Genomic DNA, 23473 nt, shown 5'->3' with positions numbered 1-23473 from the left:
ATTGGGTTTAGATCTCCCTCGCATCCCCCATGGAACAAAAAGCGAAGCATCCTTTGGTTTCCCCCGTGCAAAAAAAGCGAAGCATCCTATGGCTTCCCCCGTGCAAAAAAAGCGAAGCATCCTCTGGTCTCCCCCTTTTGAAGGGGGACGGAAGGGGGATCTATTGGGGGACGGGAGGGGGATCTATTGGGGGACGGAAGGGGGATCTATTGGGGGACTTTGATCCATCCAAACCTCGCCCCGTCTCCGGAGTTCTCCCGTCAGCCTAAACTATTTAAATGCGCGACAACATTATCACTCACTGGGTAATTCGATCGCGAACTCGGTACCTTGACCTGGAATCGAATCACATCGTAACTCACCCCCATGGCGTTCCACGACGATCTGATAACTGATGGATAACCCTAAACCTGTTCCCTTGCCTACAGGTTTTGTGGTAAAGAATGGATCAAATATGTGTTGGGAAACCTCGCCAGGGATTTCCTCACCATTGTTCCCGATGTAAATCACTACCTTTGAACCCCCCTGACTATCACTATCCTCAGACCCAGAATCACAGGAAATCATAGCCGTGCGAACCCAAACTTTAGGTTCAAAGTTTAGGTCAAGTTCCAGTTTCTCCTCTAGGGCATCAATGGCATTACTGAGGATATTCATAAACACCTGATTAAGCTGACCCGGATAACATTTAACCTGGGGAAGTTGATGATAATCTTTAATCAGATGAATCTGAGGGCGGGAGGATTTTTGTTTGAGTCGGTGCTGTAATAACAGTAGGGTATTATCAATACCTTCATGAATATCAACCCGCTTATACTCCGCTTCATCCAGACGCGAAAAATTGCGTAATGATTTCACTATCTTAGTGATTCGCTTCGCCCCCTCTTGCATGGATGCCAGCAGTTTGGGAAAATCGTAGCTGATAAAATCGATGTCGATACTATCGAGTTGTTTCCCGATCGCGCTCACCGATTCCGGGTACTGCTGTCGATAGAGCTCGACGAAGTGGAGGAGCGTTTGAGCATATTCTGTCGCTGGCTCGATATTCCCATAGATAAAACTGGTAGGATTATTAATTTCGTGGGCAATTCCCGCCACCATTTGTCCCAACGAGGACATTTTTTCGGCTTGAATCAATTGGGTTTGGGTGCGTTTTAATTCGTTGAGGGTGAGTTGTAACTCCCGTGCTTTTTCCCGTTCTCCTTCTTCCGCTTGTTTGCGCTCAGTGATATCCGTAATTGAACCAACAGCGCGGACGGGGTTTCCTAACTCGTCCCAATGGGCTTGTCCCCGCGCTAATAACCATTTATAACTGCCATCTTTACAGCGCATCTGATACTCTAGGGAATAATCAGCGGTTTCCCGGTTGAGATGCCGTTGAAAGGTTTCCTTGACTAAAGGAACATGCTCAGGATGAATATAACTCATCCACTTGTCAAAATTATCGATTTCCTCATAGTCATACCCCACTATTTCCAGACAACGGGGTGATAAAAAATGATCCTGGGTAATCAAGTTATGATCCCAAATCCCATCATTATTACCTGAGAGCGCTAATTGCCAGCGTTCCTCACTCTTTCTCAGTTCAGTTTCGGCGCGTTTGCGATCTGTGATATCCTGTCCAATGCCAATACTGGTTCCATCACTGAGGCGAATATTTGCCCAAGAGGTTTCTATCGTTTGACCATTTTTAATCCGGACGCTGAAATCTTGCCATTTTCCCGAAGCATTTAACATAAAATCCCAGGCGCTTTGGCGATCCTTGGGATTGGGATAACATTCGGTTAACAAATCAATCTGATCAAGTTCGGCTTTAGACCAGCCTAACACCCGTTCCACCTCTCGGTTAACTAATTGAATTTGACTTGTGGCATCATAAAAACAAATCATCACCGGAATATGGTCAAAAATAGTTTGTAGAAGTTCTTTCTGATACCGGAGTTGGGCTTCAGCTTGTTTGCGTTCGGTGATATCCCGGGTTGAACCCACCATTCGCACCGGATATCCCGCGTCATCCCATAAAGCTTGAGCGCGAGACTGTAGCCACTTATAGGTTCCATCCTGACAGCGCAGACGATATTCGATGGCGTAATGGGGTATTTTTTGCTCCAGGTAATCTTGGAGACTATGATTAACGAAGTCAAGATCATCGGGATGCAAACGACTTTGCCATTCAGGAAAATCGAGTTCTAATTGATCGTCATCGTATTCTAAGATTTTGCGGTAGCGATCAGAAATCAAGGCTTGACCGGTGGAGATATTCCAATCCCAAATCCCATCTTGATTCCCCTGAAGGGCTAATTGCCAACGTTCCTCGCTTTCCCGGAGTGCGGCTTCGGCTTGTTTGCGATCGCTAATATCGGTGGCTGTCCCTAAAATTTGCTCCGGCTTCCCCTCCTGATTCCACGTAAAGACTGTCTCACGACTAGAAAGCCAACGCCATTCCCCTGTTTTGTGTTTAATCCGATATTCTAAATCAAACACCTGATCCAGTTGGGCGGTTTCGAGTTGCTGAAAATGGTGGAGAATTCCCGGTAAATCATCCGGGTGAATCAGCGTAACCAGAATATCATCCTCCATCTGAATCACTTCTTCCGGTGTATAGCCAAGCAGGTTCTGGATTTTGCGATTGAAATAAAGAATTTGCTTATTGATGCGGTCATAAATATACAAGATACTGGGATTTGCCTGAGTGATCGCACGCAGCAACCGCTGGTTTCCGCGCAGGGCTTCTTCCATTTGCTGGCGATCGCTAATATCCCGCGCCACCCAGACGACGGAGTTTTCTGCGATCGGGGAAATACTCGCACTAAACCAAACCTCTCGCCCCTGTAGCTCAAGAGAGTAATCTAGGGTAAGGGTTTGCTTTGTTTTAATCGCTTGCTGAATCGTTTCCACCCAAACCGGATTGGTTTGGCTGGGATCTTTCAACAATCCCTGGATCTGATCTATAAAATCCGTCATTTCACATAGACAACTCGAAGCCGTTGGGATGACTTCGACATCTTGAATTTGATTATCGTAAGTATTAATAACTAAAACGACATCCGTCATCGCCTCAAACACAGCCCGGATTTTTGTCTCAGACGTGGATAATTTCTTTTGTAGTAATTCACGCTTACTAATTTCTTGTTGCAGTTGCTGATTTAACTGGCGTAATTGGTAGGTTTGCTGATCTAACAAATGCTCCAATGTTTCCACAGTTTGATAGATATCCATTGGGTTAATCGCGTTTAGCACCTGCGTCTGAGTAATCAAACCCACTAATTCTCCCGCTTCACCTGACACCACCAACCTTCGCACTCGATGCTGCTGCATACGTTGATGCGCCGTCCAAATAGAATCAGTCGGTTGAATCGGTAATAGGGGGGTACTCATCACGGCGGCGACGGGAGTGTGGGCGAGATCTAATCCCAAATTGCTAAACTGGACAATATCTCGTTCGGTGACAATACCTATTGGACGAAGCAAGTTTTGACCCAACGCTAGGCTCGAGGGTATGGTTTCGACCCTTCGCTGGGCTTGAGGGTATGGTTTTGACCCAACGCTAGGCTCGAGGGTATGGTTTTGATTTTGTAGGGGCGGGTTTAGGGAATTCACGCCAGCTATTGATGGTAATGTTTCCTCAAAACCCGCCCTGAGTGAATTTGGCGTTGAAAAAGGGAATTCAGCCTCCTCGACAATTACCACACAACTGACTCGCTGTGAGGTCATCAGTTGTGCCAATTCCAGGATAGAAGCTGTCCCGAGGGCGTGAATCACAGGGGTAGACATCACCTCAGAGACTTTTTTGTAGTTGAGTAAATCAACGGGTTGGAGAACATCCCGAATCGTTTGCGGTGTGATTAAACCAACTAAGTTTCCCCTTTCTCCCACCACCGGAAGATGGCGAATTCTATACTGACGCAGCCGATTAATCACGGTAACAATATCTTGAGCTTCAGTTTCTGTGATCGTAATCACTGAAGTGGTCATCATAGACGCCACAGACATGGTACGCAAGTCTTCACCAGAAGCAATCAGTCGCACCGTATCTCGTTCAGTAAAAATACCCACAACTGGACTATTCGGTTGATGATTCCCTAATACGAGTAGACAACTGCTGTGAGTCTGACTCATCCGCGCCAAAGCCTCGTTCACCGAGATATCGGGTGTCGCGGTTAGAGGGTAGCGATCGATGGCTAAACCGTTGCTATGATTCAGTTTAAAGGCAGTAGCAATGCTCATGGAGAAGCGCTCCTGAAGCCAAAGGTTTTTCTGTCTTCCTATTTAATTCACGATTTCTAGACTTGTTTCAGGGTTTTATCCCATTTTTTCTCTCAATACTTCATACAGGGTGCAGGGGTAACTTTTTTTCTGCGATCGCGACGAAATGACTTACCATTAAACCTGTCAAGCCTAACGAGTAAACCTTAAGTATAAATTACTTTTGGGGTTCTCTGTATTTTTTGGTCAGAGAAATACCCTGGAACCATTAATTTCCGTCTCAAACCCGCTGGTGTTCATCGGCTTAGGCTACGCTTTATTCATCAATCGGTGGGCAATTCACTGCAACCGAGATTATGGGCAATTGCCTTGAGAGTCCTACCTACGAGCTATCTTACTGAAATGTTATTATAAATCATAATTCAAAATTATTTAAAAGCTATGTCTAAACGTAAATCTTCTAATTCCTCACAAAAGCGCGTCGTTTACCAAGAATTTGGTAGTAATCCGGTGGCTACGGAACGCGGAGTCCAAGAACTTCCACCCAATCAGCAAAACTTGCGGGTTCAAGCTTCTCGTAAGGGGCGTAAGGGTAAAACCGTTACGGTGATTAGCGGTTTTCAATGTAAACCGGACACCTTAACCCAACTTTTCAAACAGCTTAAAACTAAATGTGGTAGTGGTGGTACGGTTAAAGATGATACCTTGGAAATTCAAGGGGATCATGCTCAAAAATTGCTGGAAATTTTGACCCAGTTGGGCTATAAAGCAAAAATTAGTGGCGGTTAGCGTCTTTTGTAAAAATGTTGTAGTCAGTGTATCTAATTAGTTGGGGGCGCAAGCCTTGCGCCCCTACATTTGGGAGCGCAAGGCTTGCGCCCCTACATTTGCTATACTATGGAAAACATTTTATAAAAAAATTACGATGATTGCTGCTCCTGAACATCCCTATCTCACACCTGATCAGTATCTCACACTGGAGGAACAGAGTCCGATCAAACACGAATATATTGATGGGCAAATCTATGCTATGGCTGGAGCCAGTGACCCTCATGTTACGATTGCCCTTAACCTTGCCACGCTACTCCGTAGTCATGTCCGAGGTTCGGGATGCCGAGTCTATATTTCTGACATGAAAGCCCGCATAGAATCACTGAATCGATTCTATTATCCTGATGTTATGGTCACTTGCGACTCACGGGATCAAGAAACCTCGACTTATAAACGATTTCCAACTCTGATTGTCGAAGTTTTATCGGATTCTACTGAAGCGTTTGACCGAGGGGATAAATTTGCCGACTATCAGGAACTAGAAAGTCTACGTGAATATGTATTAATTAATACTAAACAGCAACGAGTTGATTGCTTCCGCCGCAATGATAAAGGGCAGTGGGTGTTACAGTTTTATACTCCTATACAGAAAGAATTTATACTTGAAAGTATTGATTTTACCGGAACGTTGATAGCGCTTTATGAAGATGTAGATTTTTAATAAAAATTAGAGTAAGCCTTATCAGCCCTGACACCCGCCAAGAACTCAAGTTCTTGGCTAAAAGCTCAAGTCCATTTTAATGGACTAAAACTAGAGATGCAGTCGTCTAAAGACGACTTTCGCTTTTAGCCTTGAGTTTTAACCCAAGGCGGTTGATGAGACTGGTGCAAGATGTGAGTTTTAAAAGGTATAAGCTTTGGTTCAGGGCTTAAGTCTGTGCCATTCATATTAAGATACTCTCATGAATGACGAAAACTTTTGCAAAAACAACATCAACATGATGTTAAGTCGCTCACAAACTAAAGTTATTTTTCCTGTAATTACTCTCGCCTTAGTTAAGGAATACCTATCTAATAAAAAAACTATTTTTTTAAACTCTGAGATTAAAGCAGCTTATCAAAAAACCGTTAACTATATGATTGATTATTTGCAACATGATTTACATATAGGGGGTAAATACTATGATGCCTATCCGTCGAGGAATCTACCTAAATACGGAGTGTTAAGAGCGATTAATAGCGGTGAATATGAATTTACGTCACCCTATGTAAATAATGCTCAATTGCTGGAGCAATGGATTCCTGAAAGAATTGAGCAACATATTAACGGTAAATTAGGTGAAATTCCTCTCTTAAGCAATCGGGGAATTCGCTCTGAACTATCATTGCACAATAATCAATTTCTTAATTTCATAGAAGAGAATATTCGTCAAAATTCAACCAATTTTGAGATATTCAGCTTTGCTGTTATCAAGGTGCATCTTGAAAAATTTTCCTGTAAACTCTATCGAGATACCCGCACATCGGCAAATGATAGCGGAGTTGATATATCGACTAACTTTGGGGTGGTTTATCAAATTAAAAAACTAAAGGTTTATAGCAAAGCTGTAGCGGATGATATTTATGCAGAACTTAAGGGTAATTTTGACCGGGAACGCTTGAGCGATGGCAATGTGATTTTGATTATCGATGATATCTCGAAAGATATTAAAAGTTACTTGATTAATATGAAGGTTCAATCAATTACTATTAAGGAAATCTTAAAGTTAGCGTCTCACTTTGAAGACATGGAAGACCGAGAAAAAATATTAAGGATAATTTACGAAGAATTCCACCGCGAATATTCGAGCAATCTTCCTTAAATGGGTTACTGAAATAAATTGATTGAATGGGTTGGGAGGTACAGATTTTGTTTAGGTAGGTGGCAAAATAACTCATGAGTGTTTCCAAGCTTATGGCGAAGACAGCGCAACGACGAACGTTTAAAAGCCTAAATCTGCTTTAGCTGCATCGGCTGCAGCAAATACCTCCTCATCGGACATTTCATCCCAAGAAGGTTCGCCAATTTCTGCGTAGAATGCTTGATCATAAGGACGAGTTCTCACAACAACTGGCATGGGTACTGCATGTCCTAAAATTAATGCCTGTTGTTTAGAATCCAACTTCGCTAAAACCGATCGCAAACTTTGACCCCCCGAAACTCCGGTAAAGATAGCCTCAATATCCTTATCATCATTCAGTAAACAGGTAATTCGGGTGCCAACCTGAGACATGACTTCATTATCAATCCCTGATGGACGCTGATCAACAATCAGTAATGTAACGAAATATTTCCGCATCTCCCGGGCGATAATGCCAAAGATGGTTTGACGTACTGTCGCTGAATCCAGGAAACGGTGCGCCTCTTCAATCGTAATCACCAATGGGCGCGGGCGATCGCATGGATTTTTGCTTTGCAGAAATTTCTCCGCCTTCCGCACATATTTACCATGAATGCGGCGTGTCATCACATTCGTGGCTAACATATAGGAGAGCATATTCGATTGAGAGCCAAATTCCACCACCACATGCTTCCCCGCATCTAAAGATTGCAGAATCTGGTCAATATAATTGTTAGGACAAGCACTTCGCATGTACTTTAACTCCTCTAGACGCAGTAACTTGCGCTGTAATGCCATAATTGAGGACTTATGTCCCCGCTTCTCATCGCAAAATATCTGGATATCCTCATTCGTCATATTCAGGAGTTGAGTAATCCAGGTTTTGCCAAACTCATTGCGGAGAATAATCGCATTTTCCAGACTCGTCTCAGATAGGTTTAACTCTCCTCGCACCAGGGAGATATCTTCAACTTCAATTTGATCGAAACTGAGATACATTTCCTGGGCGTCTCGAATCCCTCGGCGTTGGGTGGATTCCGGGTCAAGGGTGTAAACTTGGACTTGATTGGGAAATAGTTGGCGTAATCCTTTGACTGTACTAAATTGTTTTCCTTCCGATACAGCTTCCCATCCATATTCCGAGTGCATATCGAAGATTAAATTAACCGCCGCTTGCTTACGAATAATCCCGGATAATAATAAGCGAGTCAGAAAGGATTTCCCGGTTCCCGATTTGCCAAATATACCATTACTGCGTTCCACAAACCGATCTAGGTCTAAGCATATTGGCACTTCCATGTCAAGGGGTTGACCGACAGAAAAATTACGCCGATGGGGGTCATCTTCCCAGCCAAACACCTTGCGGAAATCTCGTTCACTGGCATCATAGACTTGGGAAAAGTGACTGGGAATCGTTTTAACGGGAAGTAATTCGTCTTCGTTATCACTACTTTGAGGTTGAAACGACGCTAAAGGACTTTTTCCATTCAGATTAAGGTTAGGTGTCTCGCGTTTTCCCGCGTTTGGCGTCAACATCAGCATCGGGGTTAGATTCACCGTACCAAAGGTGCCACTTCCGGCGAGAACCTCACGCAAAAATTCATCATCGGGATGGGGGGGATTCGCCCAAATCCGCTGACTGGAGGTTCCTAGAGCCACATCCGTCAGCATACAGAAAAAGCGCGATCGCACCCCGTTAACAACCAGAAACTTACCCACGCGCATATCTTCCACGGAGACATCCGCATGTAATCGCACTTCCAATCCGGCGGAGAGAGAACCTTCAATGACTGAACCTAAGGGTTTATCTACATCCATTACTGCTAGGGTTTGAACGAAGCCAAGCCTATCTTATCGTTCTCTTCTGGGTTATTGGGCGTTTTCCTGGGATTTAATGGGTAAATTAGCAATATTTTGAAGAAAACCGGATTGCTCACGATTTCTTTTGTCAGTATTATCTTCTTTTTAGTCCTTGTCTCGTCACACAAACGATGCACCCTATAGCGGTTAGATCAATGGCGTAGCTGTAAACCTGTTCCTTACCGGAAATTGCGGAGATCATAGTAAATTAGCGCTTTAATAATCTGCCAAAATGGCATGACTAAAAGACCAATACAGGCAAAGGCAATAAAGAGTAACGGCACTAACATTCCTAAGGCAGTAAGTAATGCCTCTGGCGATGGATTAATCAATACAGTGGGAATCGTTATCAATATAGGAATTAAGACGATTAAGCCTAGCGGAATTGTGATTAGACTCGCAACGGCAATTATCCCCATAATATTGGGAATAAATCCCTTGCTTAACTCCCAACTGCGGTTAATGGCAGTTTTGGGCTTCATATTTCCTTCTACAGCTAACGGTAACTCAGTCATAAAGAAGTGGGCATAGACCCAGAGGTAAATGCCGAGAGTGACCAAGTTAATGATACTTTCTAGACTGGGTGCTATTCCTCCGATGATTCCTGAGGCGATCGACAAACCAAAATTCACTCCAAAAGCAATCAAACCAATTAAAATTTGCGCTATCCAGAAATCCCACATTTTCCGATCGAGCTGATTACGAATACTATCGATCGTTTCCGGTTGTTCAGCAAATTCACTGACAGCATGACGTGAAATAATACCCTGAATTTGATAAAATTTTGCCCATCCATAAATCGGTACTATTCCCCATAAAAATGCCTGAAATGCCAGACCAAAATATAGTTTGAACCGATCGCGATACAACCGCAGACTCGCACTAACCACATTACCCACACTCAAGGGTTTCATGGGTTGGCGAGGTCTGGAATGGCTGGATTGAGTGCTATGGTGTGGAGTATGGGCGCTTGTTTGTCGATTGTGTGAGGATGTATACCCTCCAACAGCGTGACTAGGAACTTTGGCAAAATTGGAACCCGGTGGTGGTTCTAAGCCAGGAGATTGGAAACTGGAAGATGTATCATTTTCCGCAGCAACGTCTGCGGGAGTTTGGTACAGATTTAAATCGGGCTCTGAGTCTTGAACATCTGCGGCTTGAGAGGATGAGGATTCTATCTCAAAGCTTTGATTCCAAGCCGGGGATTCTTGTCCTTGCTGACGCCCATAAACTTGCACCGTTTTAATCGTCTCAATGCCTAGCTTGGTTAAACCATGACGAATAAAAGAAACTGTTGCTTTTTGATTGGGAATTTGCGCTGATTCCACCAATACTTGCAAACAATCGTCTTGGCGATTAACCTTGGCGACGATGTGCTTGGTTCGCAGTGAGCGGTTGATCATTGCCGCAATTGCTTTAGGATTACCTTGCTTAGCAAGCTTTAACATGTTTGGCTCAGCCATAGCCCTGTCTCCAGTTGGGGTAAATTTGGATTATAGCGAAGTGGTCAACGAACACCAAAAAACCTTCATCAATTACTCTAAATTTAGCGGCAGCTTTTACGAAAACTGCGTCGTTTTGTAATAATTGTTTACATTTACCAGTAAAACGTCAGAAAAATACAGCAGATTTCAGGTTGATCAGGTACAGTCTTCTAAGCAAGATCCCCGACTTCTCTAAGAAGTCGGGGATCTGTCTGTGTACCTCACTTACTTGAAAAGCGCTGTATTTTGGTTAGGAATTAACGTCAGCGAACTCGAATACCCCCGTAAGCTACCTAAATGCCCGATCGCACGGATATCGAGGATGGTTCCAAGTTCAAGTTACAGTTGCAAGAACTCAAAATAAAAACCTGTAGATTTTACGGTTTTTTGGGTGCAAGACTTCATCGTCCCATTGGTGGTATTACGTCGCTCATAATCCCAGATCTGTGAATAATGAAAGAGAATATTTCCAGGGTTTTATCCTCATCCTACTGCATATTCAACATAGGGTCGGAGTTCGGGAGGATGGAAACCAATAACTATATCTGTTTTAGGAATTCCAGCAGTAATTAGCTCATTAGCAATGCCATCTTCAGTTCCATCTCGTTGAATCCAAATTTGATTATCGATAATGTCAATATGAATCAGACATCCATGAACTCTGGTATCGTCTTCCCACCCCATTGTAATTAACACGTAGCTGTTGAAGTCTTGGCTAACAATTAGTTTGTAATGCAAATCTCCATGAGCATAGGGAATCTGCATATAATCAGTCAATAAACACTGAATTATAGTTCTATAGTTATCTAATCTATCCATTGCGCGATTATCTCCTTGTGTGGGTCAAATACAAGTAAGTGAAGGGGGTTTTTGGTGAGAACAAGGCTGCCAATGGGTTCGGAAAAAATTTCCCGATATGTGGCTTGGCGAATAGCTAGATAGAGTTGCCGATTGGGTTCTATTTCCTCTAAGATGTTTTGATACAGAATGTATTGACCTAAAGCGGCTTCTAAATCAGTAACAGGGGAAGCCTTGACAAAGCTTTTGATTTCAACCGCTATTTTCCGTTCCGCTTTCTGCGCGGCTATAAGTTTGGTTGCACCTAAATCGACAAATAATTCCCTTAATCCCCATTTTAGTTTAAACGGATCGTCGGTAATCGTCCAACCGTCTTGTTCTAGGATAACTCTAACTTTCTCGTGGTACAGGTCTTTTGCTGGCATAGTGGAGTGACATCCTCCCGGCGCTAAATCAGAGATTATAGCGCGGGCTTCCAACATCGCTGTTAGAGATTGCTGCCCTACGCCACTTATCTAGGCAAAAAGCCCCTGACAGCCCGACTTGACAGCCAATTTCTTTCCCCCAGAGTCCCTGGGTACTAAGTAATTCATAGCCTCGGTTGCATATTTCTTGTGCCGAGGCTACATCTCTATCGACCTCATAATTGCATTCTGGACAACGATGCCAACGCTCAGATAATTCTTTTCTGACTTCAATTCGGCAGTTTGGGCAAGTTTGAGATGTTCCTTTGTGGTTAACCTCAGCAACATAAACACCTCGTTGTTTACCGACATAAAACAGAATTGAACGAAACTGTCCAAAAGCGGCATCAATGGTGTGCTTTCCTAAAAAGCCTTTTGCCATTATTCGGAAGTCAATATCTTCTACGAAAATAGTGCCGGCCATGTCACACAGTTTGTGAGCTAGTTTGAACTGATAGTCTTTGCGTTTGAATGCTATGTGGTTGTGTTGTTTTTCTACCTTGAGTCTGGCTTTTTCAGAGTTCTGAGAACGTTTCTTCTTCTTTGACAGTCTGCGTTGTAGCACTTTCAGCCGACGATGCTCTGTTGCGAAGAATTTACGTCCTGGTTCGATGAATCCATCACTGGTAGCCAAATAATTGTTCAGTCCAACATCTACTCCGATGAAATGCCCGTGAGGAACTGGCTCTGGAATAGAAATGTCAGACTCAATAGCAATGACAGCAAACCACCCCATTGCCTTCTTGACTATCCTGACTTGCTTGACAACAAATCCCTCTGGGATTGGTCGATGCCGGTTGATTTGGACTTTCCCCAGCTTGGGCAACTTGATTTGCCACCCTGTAATTGGGTTGGTGGAAAACTGCGGGAAAAGTATCGACTTCATCTGTCCATACTTTTTGAACCTGGGAAATCCATAACCTCGCTTTTGGAAGAAGTCCCAAGCGTCATGCAATCTTCTGATGGTTGTTTGCAATACCTGTGACGGTACTGCTGCTAGTCTGGGGAACTCTTTTTTAGCTAACGGTAGGTTGTTTTGTTGTTGCTGATATCCGGGAAACGGATAATCAGCTCTCATAATGTATTCCGACTCTAAACTACACCTATCTATTGGACACTTCCTTGAAGCAATCCAATCCTTGAGTTCCCGGAGTGCGTAGTTATAGGCATGGCGACAAGTTTCGAGCCATTCGTTCAACAACTCGACTTGTAGCTGGTCTGGATAAATTCGGTAGGTGTAGTTGAGAATCAACATTCGTGTATCTTACCACAATCTGTCGGTAACGGTAAATGCTAATTTTACCGGGGTTGACCGGATAAAATTAGCTTGGGGGAGTCCAGTGTATCCCAACGCTGACCTTCGGTACAGCGTGGGACTTATCGCTCCCCCAAACCCCCTCAACAAGTTAAAAATGGCATAGACATCGGATTCATTGGGTTTTCTGAACAGGGTGCAAACACGGAAAACCCGACAAAATAAAAAATTAGCGACCTCCAGTGGTAATTTGGGTCGCTAAAACAGCTTACAGGTAAATTGTTATCGGACTAATAATCGTTATTCAATCTCTATTGAGGTTGGTGACGAATCGCTGATTCCCGTTGTGGTCAATGGTGTGCGATACTCAGCATAGAGGCGATCGCGCCAATCGAAGAAGGTTTGATACGCACTACTATCGGCTAAACCAGGTATACCTTTCCCTTTTAGGGCATCAGGTAAGTCCAGATAGGGACCATCGGGAAATTTCAGCTGTAAACTAACTCCAGCAACGGCAAAATCGGCTAAACAGGGACTGTCTGTGACCAGATAGGGGCGATCGGACAAGATTAAGCTGAGGGCTTCTAAGTCTTGCTTCAGGCTGTCTCTGGCGTCTTTGAGGGCGTCTGCACCATAGCCGAAACCAATCCCTAAAACCTCAAAGACTTCTGCGGGAACACCGCCCAGAAGCGTTTTGAAGAAATCGGGCGTATCGTTGGGTAATATCGATGTGCGATAACTGGGATTGTGACTTAATGCTCCGTAGAAGACTTTACGACTTTTTACACCAATCGATTCATCTGCCCATTCTTCCATTAGTAAACATTGAGCGCGTTGCTGGGGATCGGTGGGAACTAGCGGCTTGTCGGGATATTTGCGATCCAAGTACATCGCGATCGCAGTCGAATCAGCGATGACGGTATCCCCATCTTTGAGAACCGGAACTTGCTTTTGACCCGATAGGCGATACAAGTCTAGCTGTCCGATTCCTGGGGTGACTTCAATTTTGCGATAGGCTAGCCCTTTGTAATCAAGAATCAGCCGCACTTTTTCCGAGAACTGCGACAACTCAAATTGATACAATTCCAACATGATCGATCTCCTTAGGGTAAGGTGTGTCATTTGTCCTTTGTTCTTGGTGATTGCCTAAATCGAACCAATAACTCCGGACAAGAATGTGCAATAGATTAAGCCATTTGAGGCGTCAGGTTGAGTTCGAGCACTTCGTTTGGCTGAGGGTCAATCACCTGAGTGGATAGGTTGTGCTGTGCCAGTTGCGATCGCAACTCCTCCAGACTACCCACCTGATGCAGCAGGGAATCTAGCACGCCCTCGTACTTAACGCCACCCCCGGCGGCTGTAGGTAGAAACACTTGGGGTTGCGCCCATTGTGCCAGTTGCAGTGCGGTCCGATGACCTTGGATAATAGCTCCAAGCACAGGCAATTCCAATGTCACCACGGGACTAATCACCACATCGATTGGAGCATACTCTTTTAACTGCTCCGATGGATACCCGTGAGGCTCATAATAGAGACTTGTGCCACTATCTAACTGTTTAATCAGATAGGCGTTTTCCTGCAAAAAAGGACCAATCGGTGCCCCCGGTAAGGCGCGGATTTCAATTTGGTCAGCTAGGGTGAAGGTTTGACCAAAGGCTAACGGCGTCACCTGAGTATAGCCCAACTCCTTCACCACTGTTGCGGCATTCTCTGAACCAACAACGGGGATTGTCTTGTCCAGCTTTGCCAATGTGGGTTTGTGGGCGTGATCCTCTAGTCCCTGGGATAGCACAATCAAGTCTATCTGATCAGGAAGCGCATCCAAGGCGGGAAGTTTGTCGCCTTTGAACAACCAGGGAAGATTGCCAAAGATTAAGGAATCCACAAGCCAAGGATCAATCAGGATGTGTTTTTGCCCGAGTTCGAGTAGCCAGCTATTGGCGCCGAAGTAGGTTAGGTGCATGGCAGTCCGACTATTATGATGATGTCATCTCTCCCCATTATTGTAAAGTTTCTTAAAGTTTCTGCCCGTTGTCTAGGGGGTGAGTCGGAGATGGGGGAGCCGATGCATTCGTAGGGGCGAAGCATTCGCGCCCAAATCGATCGGTTTGCTATTCAAATCTCAACGCGAATGCTTCGCCCAATCCCCAATCCCCAATCCCCAAATACCAATGACCAATGACCAATGACCAATGCTAGGGTAGAGATGCTCTCACATTGTCGCGTCACAAAGACAGGGAAGTCTACCCAGAGGCTAGCCAACGCCTGATAGCCACTAACATTTATATCCGAGAATTAGCTGATTTTCCATGTCAACCCTAATCGAAAAATTACTTGCCGCAGGCTGGTGTTACGAAAGTAATCGACCCAGCCATAGTCATGAAAAGACCGAAATCTATAAAGATTGGGAGATTATTACATATCCCGAATTGGCATTGCATTATCTACCAACGGGAGAATATTTTATTGGTTCGACTAATCCCACTTTAGGGTCAAAAGTTTCCCAAGCTAAAATCGGTGTCATTAAGGCACTGATTGATTCATCAGACTAAAGTCACGCATTCGTAGAGGCGGGTTTAGCCACTCAGGTAAGTTTGTCAGGTAATAACTGATCAACAAAACCCGCCCTTATCCAAAAGCATTCGCGTTCTCATGTCTAGGTTCCACTCAAAATGAGCGTCGCCAACACCTATACATCAGCAAAAACTGGTTACTTGCCAAGAATGACGAATGACAACCTAATGATCATTATAAGAGCCTTTAAAAATACGCTCTTGCTGTTCTGGCGTGATCCAAGTCGCTCTAGCAAACTGGGTTCTCGGTGGTACGAACTGACCTTGAATCGGGTTATATTCCATAACTTCTCCCGTTTCAATTTCATAAACCCAAGCATGGAGTTGCAATTTACCTGCTTTGAGTCGAGACTGAATTACGGGGTAAGTGCGTAGATTTTCCAATTGGTTGAGAACATTCTCTTGAATAGAAGCATTTAGTAGATCTTCACCCTCATAGTTTTGGTAATGTTCCTTAATAATCCGCCGCGTCGCTTCCGCATGTTTGAGCCATTCGTAAACCATTGGCATTTCCTCTTCCAGCTTGCTGAGTTTCAGCAATCCTTTCATCGCGCCGCAGTGAGAATGACCACAAACAATCACATCTTCAATGCCTAACGCATGAATAGCATACTCAACGGCTGCACCTTCTCCGCCATTCGTCGCCCCATAGGGAGGAATAATATTACCCGCATTACGGATGATAAACATTTCACCCGGCTTGGTTTGCGTCATCAGATTGGGATCAATCCGGGAGTCTGAGCAAGTAATAAACAGAACTCGCGGATGCTGTCCTTGAGAGAGTAACTCAAATAGCTCCCGGTGAGCCGTAAAGTAATTGGTCTGGAACTCATGCAGACCCTTGATTAACTGTTTCATCGATCAACGTTTCCGAAGACAAGGGGACATCATTGTCTATGATCCCACACAAGTGTAAGCTGTCACGCATTTAATCTGATCGTTGAGGCTGACAGGGAAATAGGCGTACTTCAAAGACAAGGAGATCTCCTTCAATAGAGGAACCAATAACAAACCCCCTTCTAACTCAGTCCGCGTTAGCGAAGCATTTTTTCCTGGAAAGCATCGAAATCATTGCTAGGTAAGAGTTTCAAGACTCAATTTCATCAAGTAAGTCGGTGGCGTCTTTCCAAGCCACCACTTTGCCATCTTTATACAGTTTTGCAATGAAAGGAGCCTGATTTTCTGGAATGAATTTCAGCATGGATGGTAAAGCATCTCGAAAGGCGATCGCTGTTTCTTCTCCAGACAGTCTTTTCGAGGCAAGGGTGAACATCCGAATGCCTGCACGGGCTACAGCTTGGCGTTCTATGGTATTTCTAGCAATGCGTGCATCTTTTGTTAGGATGATCCAACCCCATTCTCCAACTTGTGGTATCCAGTCTTGATCCAAGGTATTTTGTGGAAAATGATCATCATGAATTTCGACGCTAACCCCTGTTTCTCTCAGCATTTCTAGAATGGGATGTTTTCCTAAGCAGCGATCAATGAAAAAGACGGTTGTTTTTGGCTTGAGATTCATGCAGCAACAGGGCGACTCACACAGCGTATGGCTTCCTCGATTTTCTCGATTTCACATTCATAATCATCGGCAAGCTGTTGGTAAGAATCACCAGCATAAAATCGTTCGCCAATGACATCTACAGGAATTCCTGTACCTGCAATGACCATTCTACCAAAGGCAACACGCGGGTCTATCACCACAAAACGTGGGTTATTTTCTTCTTGATTGCGGGTGAATGGGAATAGCTTAATGGCTAAACCTTTCTCATCGGCTTCGATTCTTTCTAAGTGGGTTTCTAAGGCATTTTTTAGGATTCTTTTACCATCCTGTGAGGCATTGATAAGAGAGCCATAATGGTCAATGAATAAATCAACACCATCTGTATAAAATTCTTTATGTGCGAGGGGATGGCGGATATTAATTGTTTTGTTGATGTAATCTAATGCCGCTCTAACTTTTGCTAAGTCGATGTGATGATGTTGGCGGATAGCTCTGAGAACATGAAGTTCAATTAGGTTGATGAATGTCAGGGTTAAGGGTATTCTTTCCTTAATGTCGATGACGGGTTCAAATTGTTTATTGCCGTCTGTGACTTTGTATTTATAGCCGACTGTCCAAGACCGAATGGTTGAGTATGGTATATTCAGGTAGCGGGATGCGTCCCCAGCCGAGTAAGTGGGAATGTCGCGTGGATCTTTACCGCCATAAATATCAATCATTGTGATGTTGTTTCCCCTCTATCTGTTTTTATTTTAAGCCTGAATGTCTCTGTTTTATTAAATCCTTAAGGTAAAAATAGTCAGGAATTACGCAGCTACGCTATCCATAGTGGTAATGGTGGGTTAAGCTGGGCTAACACACCTGAAGGGGTGACACAGTAATCGAAATCAAGATGAAAGTGAAGCCGAAAGCGTTCAAGAAGCTCGAACAGGCGCGAGATAGTTATCCAAGGGCTATAGATGGATTACTCTAATGGCAATAAAATTTCAAATGTTGTACCTTTCCCTAACTGCGAATGCATTAATAACTTCCCGTCATGTTTCTCGGTGACAATCTGATGTGTAATCGCTAACCCTAATCCTGTCCCTTTACCGACTGGCTTGGTCGTAAAAAATGTCTCAAATATTCGCTGTTGAATATTTGGTGCTATTCCTGTACCATTATCACTAATTTGTACCAAAACCCAATCTCTTTCCTTCTCTGGTAACAGGTGAGTGCTAATCTCAATCTGAGGCTGCCATGATCCAGACCCATTTCCGACTTTTTCTATCTTTTCATTCAGGGCGTCAATGGCATTGCTGATTAGATTCATGAAAACCTGACTAAGCTGACCGGATGAACAATTAACAAGGGGCAAATTTGCATAGTTTTTACTTATCATGATCCCTGTCTTAATCCGATTATTTAAAATGATTAATGTACTTTCGATACACTCATGAATATTCGCAGGCTGATGTTTAGACTCATCCGTATGTGAGAAGTTTTGCAGACTAGCAATGATTTTGGTCAATCGTTCTGAGCCTAATTTCATGCTGTTCAGTATTTTTGGCAAATCCTCTAAGATAAAGTCAAGTTCATTATCTTCTTTTAGCTGACTTAAATCTTCTGACGGCTGTGAAACTTCTGCGGCGTAGGCTGTTAATAGCTCAATTAACTTAGCACAATAATCATCTAAGAATTCAAAATTACCGGTAATACAGCCGACGGGATTCTTAATTTCATGAGCAATCCCAGCCACCATTTGTCCCAAACTTGCCATTTTTTCGGTTTGAATCATTTGAGCTTGAGTTTGCTCGTGCAGTAGCTGGGTGGTGAGTTCCTGAATTTGCGACTGAGCCACGAGTAATTGATGCACGTCTAATAAGCGATAGGTTCCTGGCTCGAGCTCGACAACAATCGGTTCGTATACGAAGTTCGGTGTACGCTGAAGTGAACGGCGAGCAGCATCAACTATTTTTGTATCTCCTCGGAGGATTAAAACCTCCGCACTGACAAAGCGGTATAAGGAATGAAGGGGACGTTTCAAAAACAGTTCCAATCCATAAGGACGGCTCATTTGTTCCAAAAATTGCCTTCGTGAAATCATACCGATAATTTTTCTATGTTGAATAAGAATAACTCCGGGTAATAGAGGATTTAATTGAAACGATTGAGCCACGTCTCTACCCGGTTGAACTGATTCCACCTGAAAGTTATAGAGATTGAGTTCTCGGATGGTGGAATCCAACGTCAGATTAGGGGTCTTGAGTTGAGGCAAGACGGATAGTTCGGGGTAGGTGTGTTGCAGAGAAACCATAAAACTATAAAATTAAGACTCTAACTTTTATATAAACTCACAATTAACTATTTGTCATTTGGTTTGTAAAATGATTTAATAGTTGGTTTATAGGAAATATTCTAGAAAATGAAGATGCTATGAAGGGTTAATAGCGTTTTAAGAAACGATTAAACTTTAATAAAAACTAAGGGAATAGAGAAAATTGATTGAATTTTGGCAGACAATCCCTGGTATAAAATAGAGACGGTTGAAGTTATCCATCAGAATTAAGACTAACGGGTATAGACAACCACGCGATCGCGTCCGGCGGCTTTGGCTTGATATAATGCAGCATCGGCGGCTGCGGTCAAGGTTGTCGGTGATAGTCGTGGATTGGGAATATTACTCGCCACACCCAGACTCAAGGTAACGCACTGACTCACCAAAGAGGTTGCATGGGGAATATTTAAAGTCCTCACCGCTGCTCCAATCCCTTGAGCCACCTGAGTTGCACCCTCGATAGGAGTCAGGGGTAAAATGACTGCAAATTCTTCACCCCCATAACGCGCCACTAAATCTGCCGGTCGCTTAACTTGACGCAGGATAGCCGCCGCCACTTGTCGTAAACACTCGTCACCCGCCTGATGACCGTAAGTATCGTTGTAACATTTAAAACAATCAACATCACACATAATCAACGACAGCCAAGAGTTTCCCACATAATGTTGTTTCCAACAGGTTTGTAAATAGTCATCAAATCGCCGACGATTGGCAACTCCTGTCAACCCATCCGACTTGGCGAGTTCTTCTAATTGCAGGTTGGCGACTTCTAAATCCTGATAAAGTTGCTTGAGTAACCGGGTGGCTAGTTCGTGAATATACAACTGAGCCACTAATAATTGATAAGCATCCAATATACGATAGGTTTGGGTGGTTAACTCCACCGCGATTGGTTCATAGAGTAAGCTGGGAGGACGTTCTAAACAATGCCGTGCTGCTGTAACAATTTGGGTATCTCCGGTTAAAACTAACACCTCGGTTTGGGCAAAACGATATAGCGATTTGAGCGGTCGCCGCAAAAAGAGTTCCAGTCCATAGGGACTGCTCATCTGTTCCAGAAACCTTCGCCGCGAAAGTATCCCCATAAATCTCCCCCGTTCAACTAAAATAACTCCTGGTAGTACAGGATTTTGTTGAAATATATGAGCCACTTCTTCTCCAGGTTGAGAGGCTTCAAATTGAAAGTTATAAAGAGGTAATTCTTGCAGCGTCGCATTTACACTCAATTGTTTAATCTCTGGATAAGAGGTCTCAAGTTGCGTAGATGACTGTTGTATAGAATACATTGATGAGTCCATCATGGTTCTCTTTTTCTTTCTAGCAACTGTAAAAAATAAAACCTTAACACCGACTTGCAAATAGTTCGGACTTAAATTATACAGTTTTTAGGGGATAGATTGAAATTAAGTTAAGCCCAAAAATCAAGGTTAAGGTTAGGTTATAATAAAGTAATCAATCGTTGTTTTGTGACCCAACTCGTAAAGATTTGGTTGTAGGATAGATTTTTACCGGATCAACTTAGCAGGTCGGTGGGGTAGAGGGATGAGACCCAACGCAAGAAACCTGACAAGGGTAAAAGGGTAAAAGGGTGAGATTTTTTTGTGTCGGCGTGCCAGAATCAGTTCAACCCAACCGACAACAGTGAAAGCTTGATTAGGTTCCCCACAAACCAAATAGCCGATGGGGATGTTAGCCTAGATCAACAATTGATCTTTCAAAAGGATTAGTTGTCCATTCATGTCGTCAGGAACCCCACGGCTATAAGCCGGAGGCATCGAAATTGCCTATACCTGACCAGCCTAAGACCTACGAGGTCTACGTTACGCCCAAGAGTTAAAGTTCCTACCTTGGGATGCGTTCGCTTAGCGTGCGCGTAGCGCGTAAGCCAGTCCCATGCTCTAGAACTCCAGCATTAAACAGGCTTATAGGGTTAAACCAGTGTGTTGGAGATAGTACCGAGGCGTAACTTATGCGAGGCTAACGTCACCCCTCCAAACGGGAGTTCGGGGCAACCATACCCCACCCATATCGTACAGGTTGAAAACACGAGTCTGTAATTGCCCAGACGAAAGGTGAACGCAATACATCGAACGAGGTAAGTAAATCCAAGGCGGTAGGGGTTTGTACAGACGTAGCATGCTACGTCTGTACAAATAATGCAGTTTTGTACACGGGAAATGGAGCCGATGCACTTCCCAAAAAGGAAGTCCTGTCGGACTGCTATTTATGTAAGGGAACGAATTCCTCCCCATACATAAATGACAGGGGTTTCCATTCGCCCCCTTACCAACCCCGATTTTCGATGAATAAAGTTGTCGTCGGTCTATCCGGTGGAGTTGATAGTTCAGTTGCCGCCGCTACCCTACATCATCAAGGCTATGAAGTCGTTGGTCTGACCCTGTGGCTGATGAAAGGCAAGGGTCAATGCTGTTCTGAGGGGATGGTCGATGCGGCGTTTATTTGTGAGCAACTGGGCATTCCCCATCATATTGTGGATAGTCGTGAGGTTTTTCAGGCAAATATCGTCGATTATCTGGTTTCGGGTTATGAATCGGGAATCACGCCCTTGCCTTGTTCTCAGTGCAACAAAACGGTTAAATTTGGTCCGATGCTCGCTTATGCGCGGGAGACGTTAGGCATTGATAAAATTGCTACAGGTCACTATGGGCGGATTCGCTATGATGCTAAGAGCGATCGCTATCAGTTGCTGCGGGCGGTAGACTCTAATAAAGACCAGTCTTATTTCCTTTACGACTTGACCCAAGACTTACTCGCCGCCTCGATATTTCCTTTGGGCGAACTCCAGAAGACGCAAACGCGACAACTGGCGGCTGAGTATCAGTTAAAGACGGCGGATAAGCCGGAAAGTCAGGACTTGTGTTTGGTTGAGTCCCATGGTTCGATGCGGACGTTTCTGGATAAATATATTTCCCAAACCACGGGTGACATTGTGGATACTAATGGTAAGGTCTTAGGTCAGCATCAGGGAATTCACCATTACACCATTGGACAACGCAAAGGACTCGGCATTGCTGCACCTGAACCCTTATATGTTGTGGCGATTGATGCAGGGGCGAATCGTGTCATTGTAGGCGATCGCACTAGTGCAACGCAACCGGATTGTACCGTGGGGCGAGTCAATTGGGTGTCGATTCATCCGCCCACGACTCCGATTCAAGCGTCTGTGCAAGTGCGTTATCGCAGTCGCCCTGTGGATGTGACAGTTATTCCCCTAGAGGGGAATCGGATGAAACTTGTTTTTGAGCAGCCGCAGTTTAGCATTACGCCGGGACAAGCCGCTGTCTTGTATGACGGGGAAATGCTGTTAGGCGGTGGAATTATTGAACGAAAGCAGGATGTAGTGTAGAGACGTGCCATGGCACGTCTGGGATATGGTTCAATCTTCTGTAGGGTGGGCAATGCCCACCTACGGTAACTCTGTTGGCAATGGTTCAATCTGTCCATGAGTAGCCTTAAACCAAGGGTACGGCAATGCCGTACCCCTACGGGAGAATTGATTGGGTAGGGACACGATACCATCGTGTCCTGATTTAGATTTCCTGTATCCGAATCGTTTATCAATCAACGGTTTTAGGCTATAGGCTCCATGTAAAATGACCGCTTATACGATAGATTTTAACCCGATTATTCAGCTTACCGACGACCAATTTTATCAATTGTGTCGGGCTAATCCTGATCTAAAGTTTGAACGCAATGCCCAAGGAGAATTGATTATTATGCCCCCAACTGGCGGAGAAACCGGAAATCAAAACTTTGAGTTTGGTGCTGATTTAGCGATATGGAATCGCCAAACTAGATTAGGGATTGGGTTTGACTCCTCTACTTGTTTTAAACTCCCCAATGGCGCTAATCGTTCTCCAGATTTAGCTTGGGTAATACAGGAACGCTGGGATGCTCTGACTCCCGAACAACGAACCAAGTTTCCGCCTATTTGCCCTGATTTTGTGGTGGAATTGATGTCTCCTTCGGATACGTTAAAAGCTACGCAAGATAAAATGAAGGAATATATAAGGAAGAGGTTATAGGCAGGCACATTTTCCCATGATGATAAGTATACCATAAAATCGTGCGATCGCGTCCTTCGTCGTCCAAGCTTTAGCCTTCAACTGAATGTCACGCTCCTCGTATTCTGGTGGGCAATGCCCACCCTACGGTATATTAAAGGTTCTGGGGTTCCCCAAATGCAAGCTTTTCAGTGCCATTTGACCGAGAACTAGGGATACAAGCCTCGTCCTTTTAGGACGACTTTTTATTTTCTCTTAGTCTTGTATTGTAATAAATAATGTGTTAATCTATAAAAGTAGTCTAGCACAGGCGAAAGTCGTGAGTATCGCCAATCGAT

General features: G+C 44.1%; 19 protein-coding genes and 1 pseudogene. 6 read left to right on the top strand and 14 right to left on the bottom strand.

The window, feature by feature from the left end; translation table 11 throughout:
- Positions 1-294: 294 nt before the first annotated feature.
- The gene (locus RIM23_RS08890) at positions 295-4227 is read right to left on the bottom strand and encodes a PAS domain-containing protein (protein WP_446366317.1); all 3933 of its coding nucleotides are present in this window, start codon (positions 4225-4227) and stop codon (positions 295-297) included.
- Positions 4228-4647: 420 nt separating this feature from the next.
- On the opposite strand from RIM23_RS08890, the gene RIM23_RS08885 reads away from it, so the two are divergent.
- From RIM23_RS08885 to RIM23_RS08875, 3 genes are all read left to right on the top strand, one after another.
- Positions 4648-4995: a translation initiation factor gene (locus RIM23_RS08885; protein WP_446366315.1), complete on the top strand. Its 348-nt coding sequence runs from the start codon at positions 4648-4650 to the stop codon at positions 4993-4995.
- Positions 4996-5131: 136 nt separating this feature from the next.
- Positions 5132-5698, top strand: coding sequence for a Uma2 family endonuclease (locus tag RIM23_RS08880; RefSeq protein ID WP_446366313.1), 567 nt, complete (start codon positions 5132-5134; stop codon positions 5696-5698).
- A 241-nt stretch (positions 5699-5939) separates the two neighbouring features.
- Positions 5940-6839 carry a hypothetical protein gene (locus RIM23_RS08875; protein ID WP_446366311.1) on the top strand — a complete coding sequence of 300 codons (900 nt, stop codon included), beginning with the start codon at positions 5940-5942 and terminating at the stop codon, positions 6837-6839.
- A gap of 120 nt (positions 6840-6959) precedes the next feature.
- Here RIM23_RS08875 and RIM23_RS08870 read toward each other — a convergent pair whose 3' ends face one another.
- From RIM23_RS08870 to RIM23_RS08835, 8 genes are all read right to left on the bottom strand, one after another.
- Positions 6960-8675 carry a helicase HerA domain-containing protein gene (locus RIM23_RS08870; RefSeq protein WP_446366309.1) on the bottom strand — a complete coding sequence of 572 codons (1716 nt, stop codon included), beginning with the start codon at positions 8673-8675 and terminating at the stop codon, positions 6960-6962.
- Between the two features lie 221 nt (positions 8676-8896).
- Positions 8897-10180 carry a hypothetical protein gene (locus RIM23_RS08865; protein WP_446366307.1) on the bottom strand — a complete coding sequence of 428 codons (1284 nt, stop codon included), beginning with the start codon at positions 10178-10180 and terminating at the stop codon, positions 8897-8899.
- Positions 10181-10684: 504 nt separating this feature from the next.
- Positions 10685-10966: an element excision factor XisI family protein gene (locus RIM23_RS08860; RefSeq protein WP_446366305.1), complete on the bottom strand. Its 282-nt coding sequence runs from the start codon at positions 10964-10966 to the stop codon at positions 10685-10687.
- Between the two features lie 41 nt (positions 10967-11007).
- Positions 11008-11424: an element excision factor XisH family protein gene (locus RIM23_RS08855; RefSeq protein ID WP_446366303.1), complete on the bottom strand. Its 417-nt coding sequence runs from the start codon at positions 11422-11424 to the stop codon at positions 11008-11010.
- 28 nt (positions 11425-11452) lie between these two features.
- Positions 11453-12718 carry an RNA-guided endonuclease InsQ/TnpB family protein gene (locus RIM23_RS08850; RefSeq protein WP_446366301.1) on the bottom strand — a complete coding sequence of 422 codons (1266 nt, stop codon included), beginning with the start codon at positions 12716-12718 and terminating at the stop codon, positions 11453-11455.
- 300 nt (positions 12719-13018) lie between these two features.
- Positions 13019-13810: a glutathione S-transferase family protein gene (locus RIM23_RS08845; protein WP_446366299.1), complete on the bottom strand. Its 792-nt coding sequence runs from the start codon at positions 13808-13810 to the stop codon at positions 13019-13021.
- A 95-nt stretch (positions 13811-13905) separates the two neighbouring features.
- Positions 13906-14682, bottom strand: a complete 777-nt coding sequence (locus tag RIM23_RS08840; RefSeq protein WP_446366297.1) for an MBL fold metallo-hydrolase — start codon at positions 14680-14682, stop codon at positions 13906-13908.
- 152 nt (positions 14683-14834) lie between these two features.
- A complete protein-coding gene (locus tag RIM23_RS08835) occupies positions 14835-14981 on the bottom strand; it encodes a hypothetical protein (RefSeq protein WP_446352945.1) in 147 nt (48 codons plus the stop codon).
- 47 nt (positions 14982-15028) lie between these two features.
- Between RIM23_RS08835 and RIM23_RS08830 the strand changes: the two genes are divergently transcribed.
- Positions 15029-15271: a hypothetical protein gene (locus RIM23_RS08830; protein WP_006105755.1), complete on the top strand. Its 243-nt coding sequence runs from the start codon at positions 15029-15031 to the stop codon at positions 15269-15271.
- Between the two features lie 186 nt (positions 15272-15457).
- On the opposite strand, the gene RIM23_RS08825 is transcribed toward RIM23_RS08830, so the two are convergent.
- From RIM23_RS08825 to RIM23_RS08805, 5 genes are all read right to left on the bottom strand, one after another.
- Positions 15458-16150, bottom strand: a complete 693-nt coding sequence (locus tag RIM23_RS08825) for a carbonic anhydrase (RefSeq protein ID WP_446337602.1) — start codon at positions 16148-16150, stop codon at positions 15458-15460.
- A 229-nt stretch (positions 16151-16379) separates the two neighbouring features.
- Positions 16380-16811: a PIN-like domain-containing protein gene (locus tag RIM23_RS08820; protein ID WP_446366295.1), complete on the bottom strand. Its 432-nt coding sequence runs from the start codon at positions 16809-16811 to the stop codon at positions 16380-16382.
- Positions 16808-17512: a DUF433 domain-containing protein gene (locus tag RIM23_RS08815; protein WP_446366293.1), complete on the bottom strand. Its 705-nt coding sequence runs from the start codon at positions 17510-17512 to the stop codon at positions 16808-16810. Before RIM23_RS08815 ends, RIM23_RS08820 begins: the two co-directional genes overlap by 4 nt.
- Positions 17513-17757: 245 nt before the next feature.
- Complete coding sequence (locus RIM23_RS08810; protein ID WP_446366291.1) at positions 17758-19089, bottom strand: sensor histidine kinase; 1332 nt, start codon at positions 19087-19089, stop codon at positions 17758-17760.
- 254 nt (positions 19090-19343) lie between these two features.
- Complete coding sequence (locus tag RIM23_RS08805; protein WP_446366289.1) at positions 19344-20411, bottom strand: diguanylate cyclase domain-containing protein; 1068 nt, start codon at positions 20409-20411, stop codon at positions 19344-19346.
- 1001 nt (positions 20412-21412) lie between these two features.
- On the opposite strand from RIM23_RS08805, the gene mnmA reads away from it, so the two are divergent.
- Both mnmA and RIM23_RS08795 read left to right on the top strand, forming a co-directional pair.
- Positions 21413-22477, top strand: a complete 1065-nt coding sequence (gene mnmA / locus RIM23_RS08800) for a tRNA 2-thiouridine(34) synthase MnmA (protein ID WP_446366287.1) — start codon at positions 21413-21415, stop codon at positions 22475-22477.
- 247 nt (positions 22478-22724) lie between these two features.
- A pseudogene (locus tag RIM23_RS08795) lies at positions 22725-23141 on the top strand (Uma2 family endonuclease); the annotation flags it as partial.
- Positions 23142-23473: the final 332 nt, after the last annotated feature.

This window comes from Coleofasciculus sp. G3-WIS-01 (genome assembly GCF_040223135.1).
GTDB lineage: Bacteria > Cyanobacteriota > Cyanobacteriia > Cyanobacteriales > Coleofasciculaceae > Coleofasciculus.
The sequence above is the reverse complement of the archived record's forward strand: the minus strand, read 5'-3'. Positions and strand labels throughout refer to the sequence as shown.

Coding starts and splice junctions, on each gene's coding strand:
- RIM23_RS08810 (WP_446366291.1), bottom strand. CDS start 19,089: ATGGTTTCTCTGCAACACACCTACCCCGAACTATCCGTCTTGCCTCAA.
- RIM23_RS08845 (WP_446366299.1), bottom strand. CDS start 13,810: ATGTTGGAATTGTATCAATTTGAGTTGTCGCAGTTCTCGGAAAAAGTG.
- RIM23_RS08870 (WP_446366309.1), bottom strand. CDS start 8,675: ATGGATGTAGATAAACCCTTAGGTTCAGTCATTGAAGGTTCTCTCTCC.
- RIM23_RS08880 (WP_446366313.1), top strand. CDS start 5,132: ATGATTGCTGCTCCTGAACATCCCTATCTCACACCTGATCAGTATCTC.
- RIM23_RS08805 (WP_446366289.1), bottom strand. CDS start 20,411: ATGATGGACTCATCAATGTATTCTATACAACAGTCATCTACGCAACTT.
- RIM23_RS08850 (WP_446366301.1), bottom strand. CDS start 12,718: ATGTTGATTCTCAACTACACCTACCGAATTTATCCAGACCAGCTACAA.
- RIM23_RS08860 (WP_446366305.1), bottom strand. CDS start 10,966: ATGCAGATTCCCTATGCTCATGGAGATTTGCATTACAAACTAATTGTT.
- RIM23_RS08855 (WP_446366303.1), bottom strand. CDS start 11,424: ATGCCAGCAAAAGACCTGTACCACGAGAAAGTTAGAGTTATCCTAGAA.
- RIM23_RS08875 (WP_446366311.1), top strand. CDS start 5,940: ATGAATGACGAAAACTTTTGCAAAAACAACATCAACATGATGTTAAGT.
- RIM23_RS08830 (WP_006105755.1), top strand. CDS start 15,029: ATGTCAACCCTAATCGAAAAATTACTTGCCGCAGGCTGGTGTTACGAA.
- RIM23_RS08890 (WP_446366317.1), bottom strand. CDS start 4,227: ATGAGCATTGCTACTGCCTTTAAACTGAATCATAGCAACGGTTTAGCC.
- RIM23_RS08815 (WP_446366293.1), bottom strand. CDS start 17,512: ATGATTGATATTTATGGCGGTAAAGATCCACGCGACATTCCCACTTAC.
- RIM23_RS08865 (WP_446366307.1), bottom strand. CDS start 10,180: ATGGCTGAGCCAAACATGTTAAAGCTTGCTAAGCAAGGTAATCCTAAA.
- RIM23_RS08885 (WP_446366315.1), top strand. CDS start 4,648: ATGTCTAAACGTAAATCTTCTAATTCCTCACAAAAGCGCGTCGTTTAC.
- mnmA (WP_446366287.1), top strand. CDS start 21,413: ATGAATAAAGTTGTCGTCGGTCTATCCGGTGGAGTTGATAGTTCAGTT.
- RIM23_RS08840 (WP_446366297.1), bottom strand. CDS start 14,682: ATGCACCTAACCTACTTCGGCGCCAATAGCTGGCTACTCGAACTCGGG.
- RIM23_RS08825 (WP_446337602.1), bottom strand. CDS start 16,150: ATGAAACAGTTAATCAAGGGTCTGCATGAGTTCCAGACCAATTACTTT.
- RIM23_RS08820 (WP_446366295.1), bottom strand. CDS start 16,811: ATGAATCTCAAGCCAAAAACAACCGTCTTTTTCATTGATCGCTGCTTA.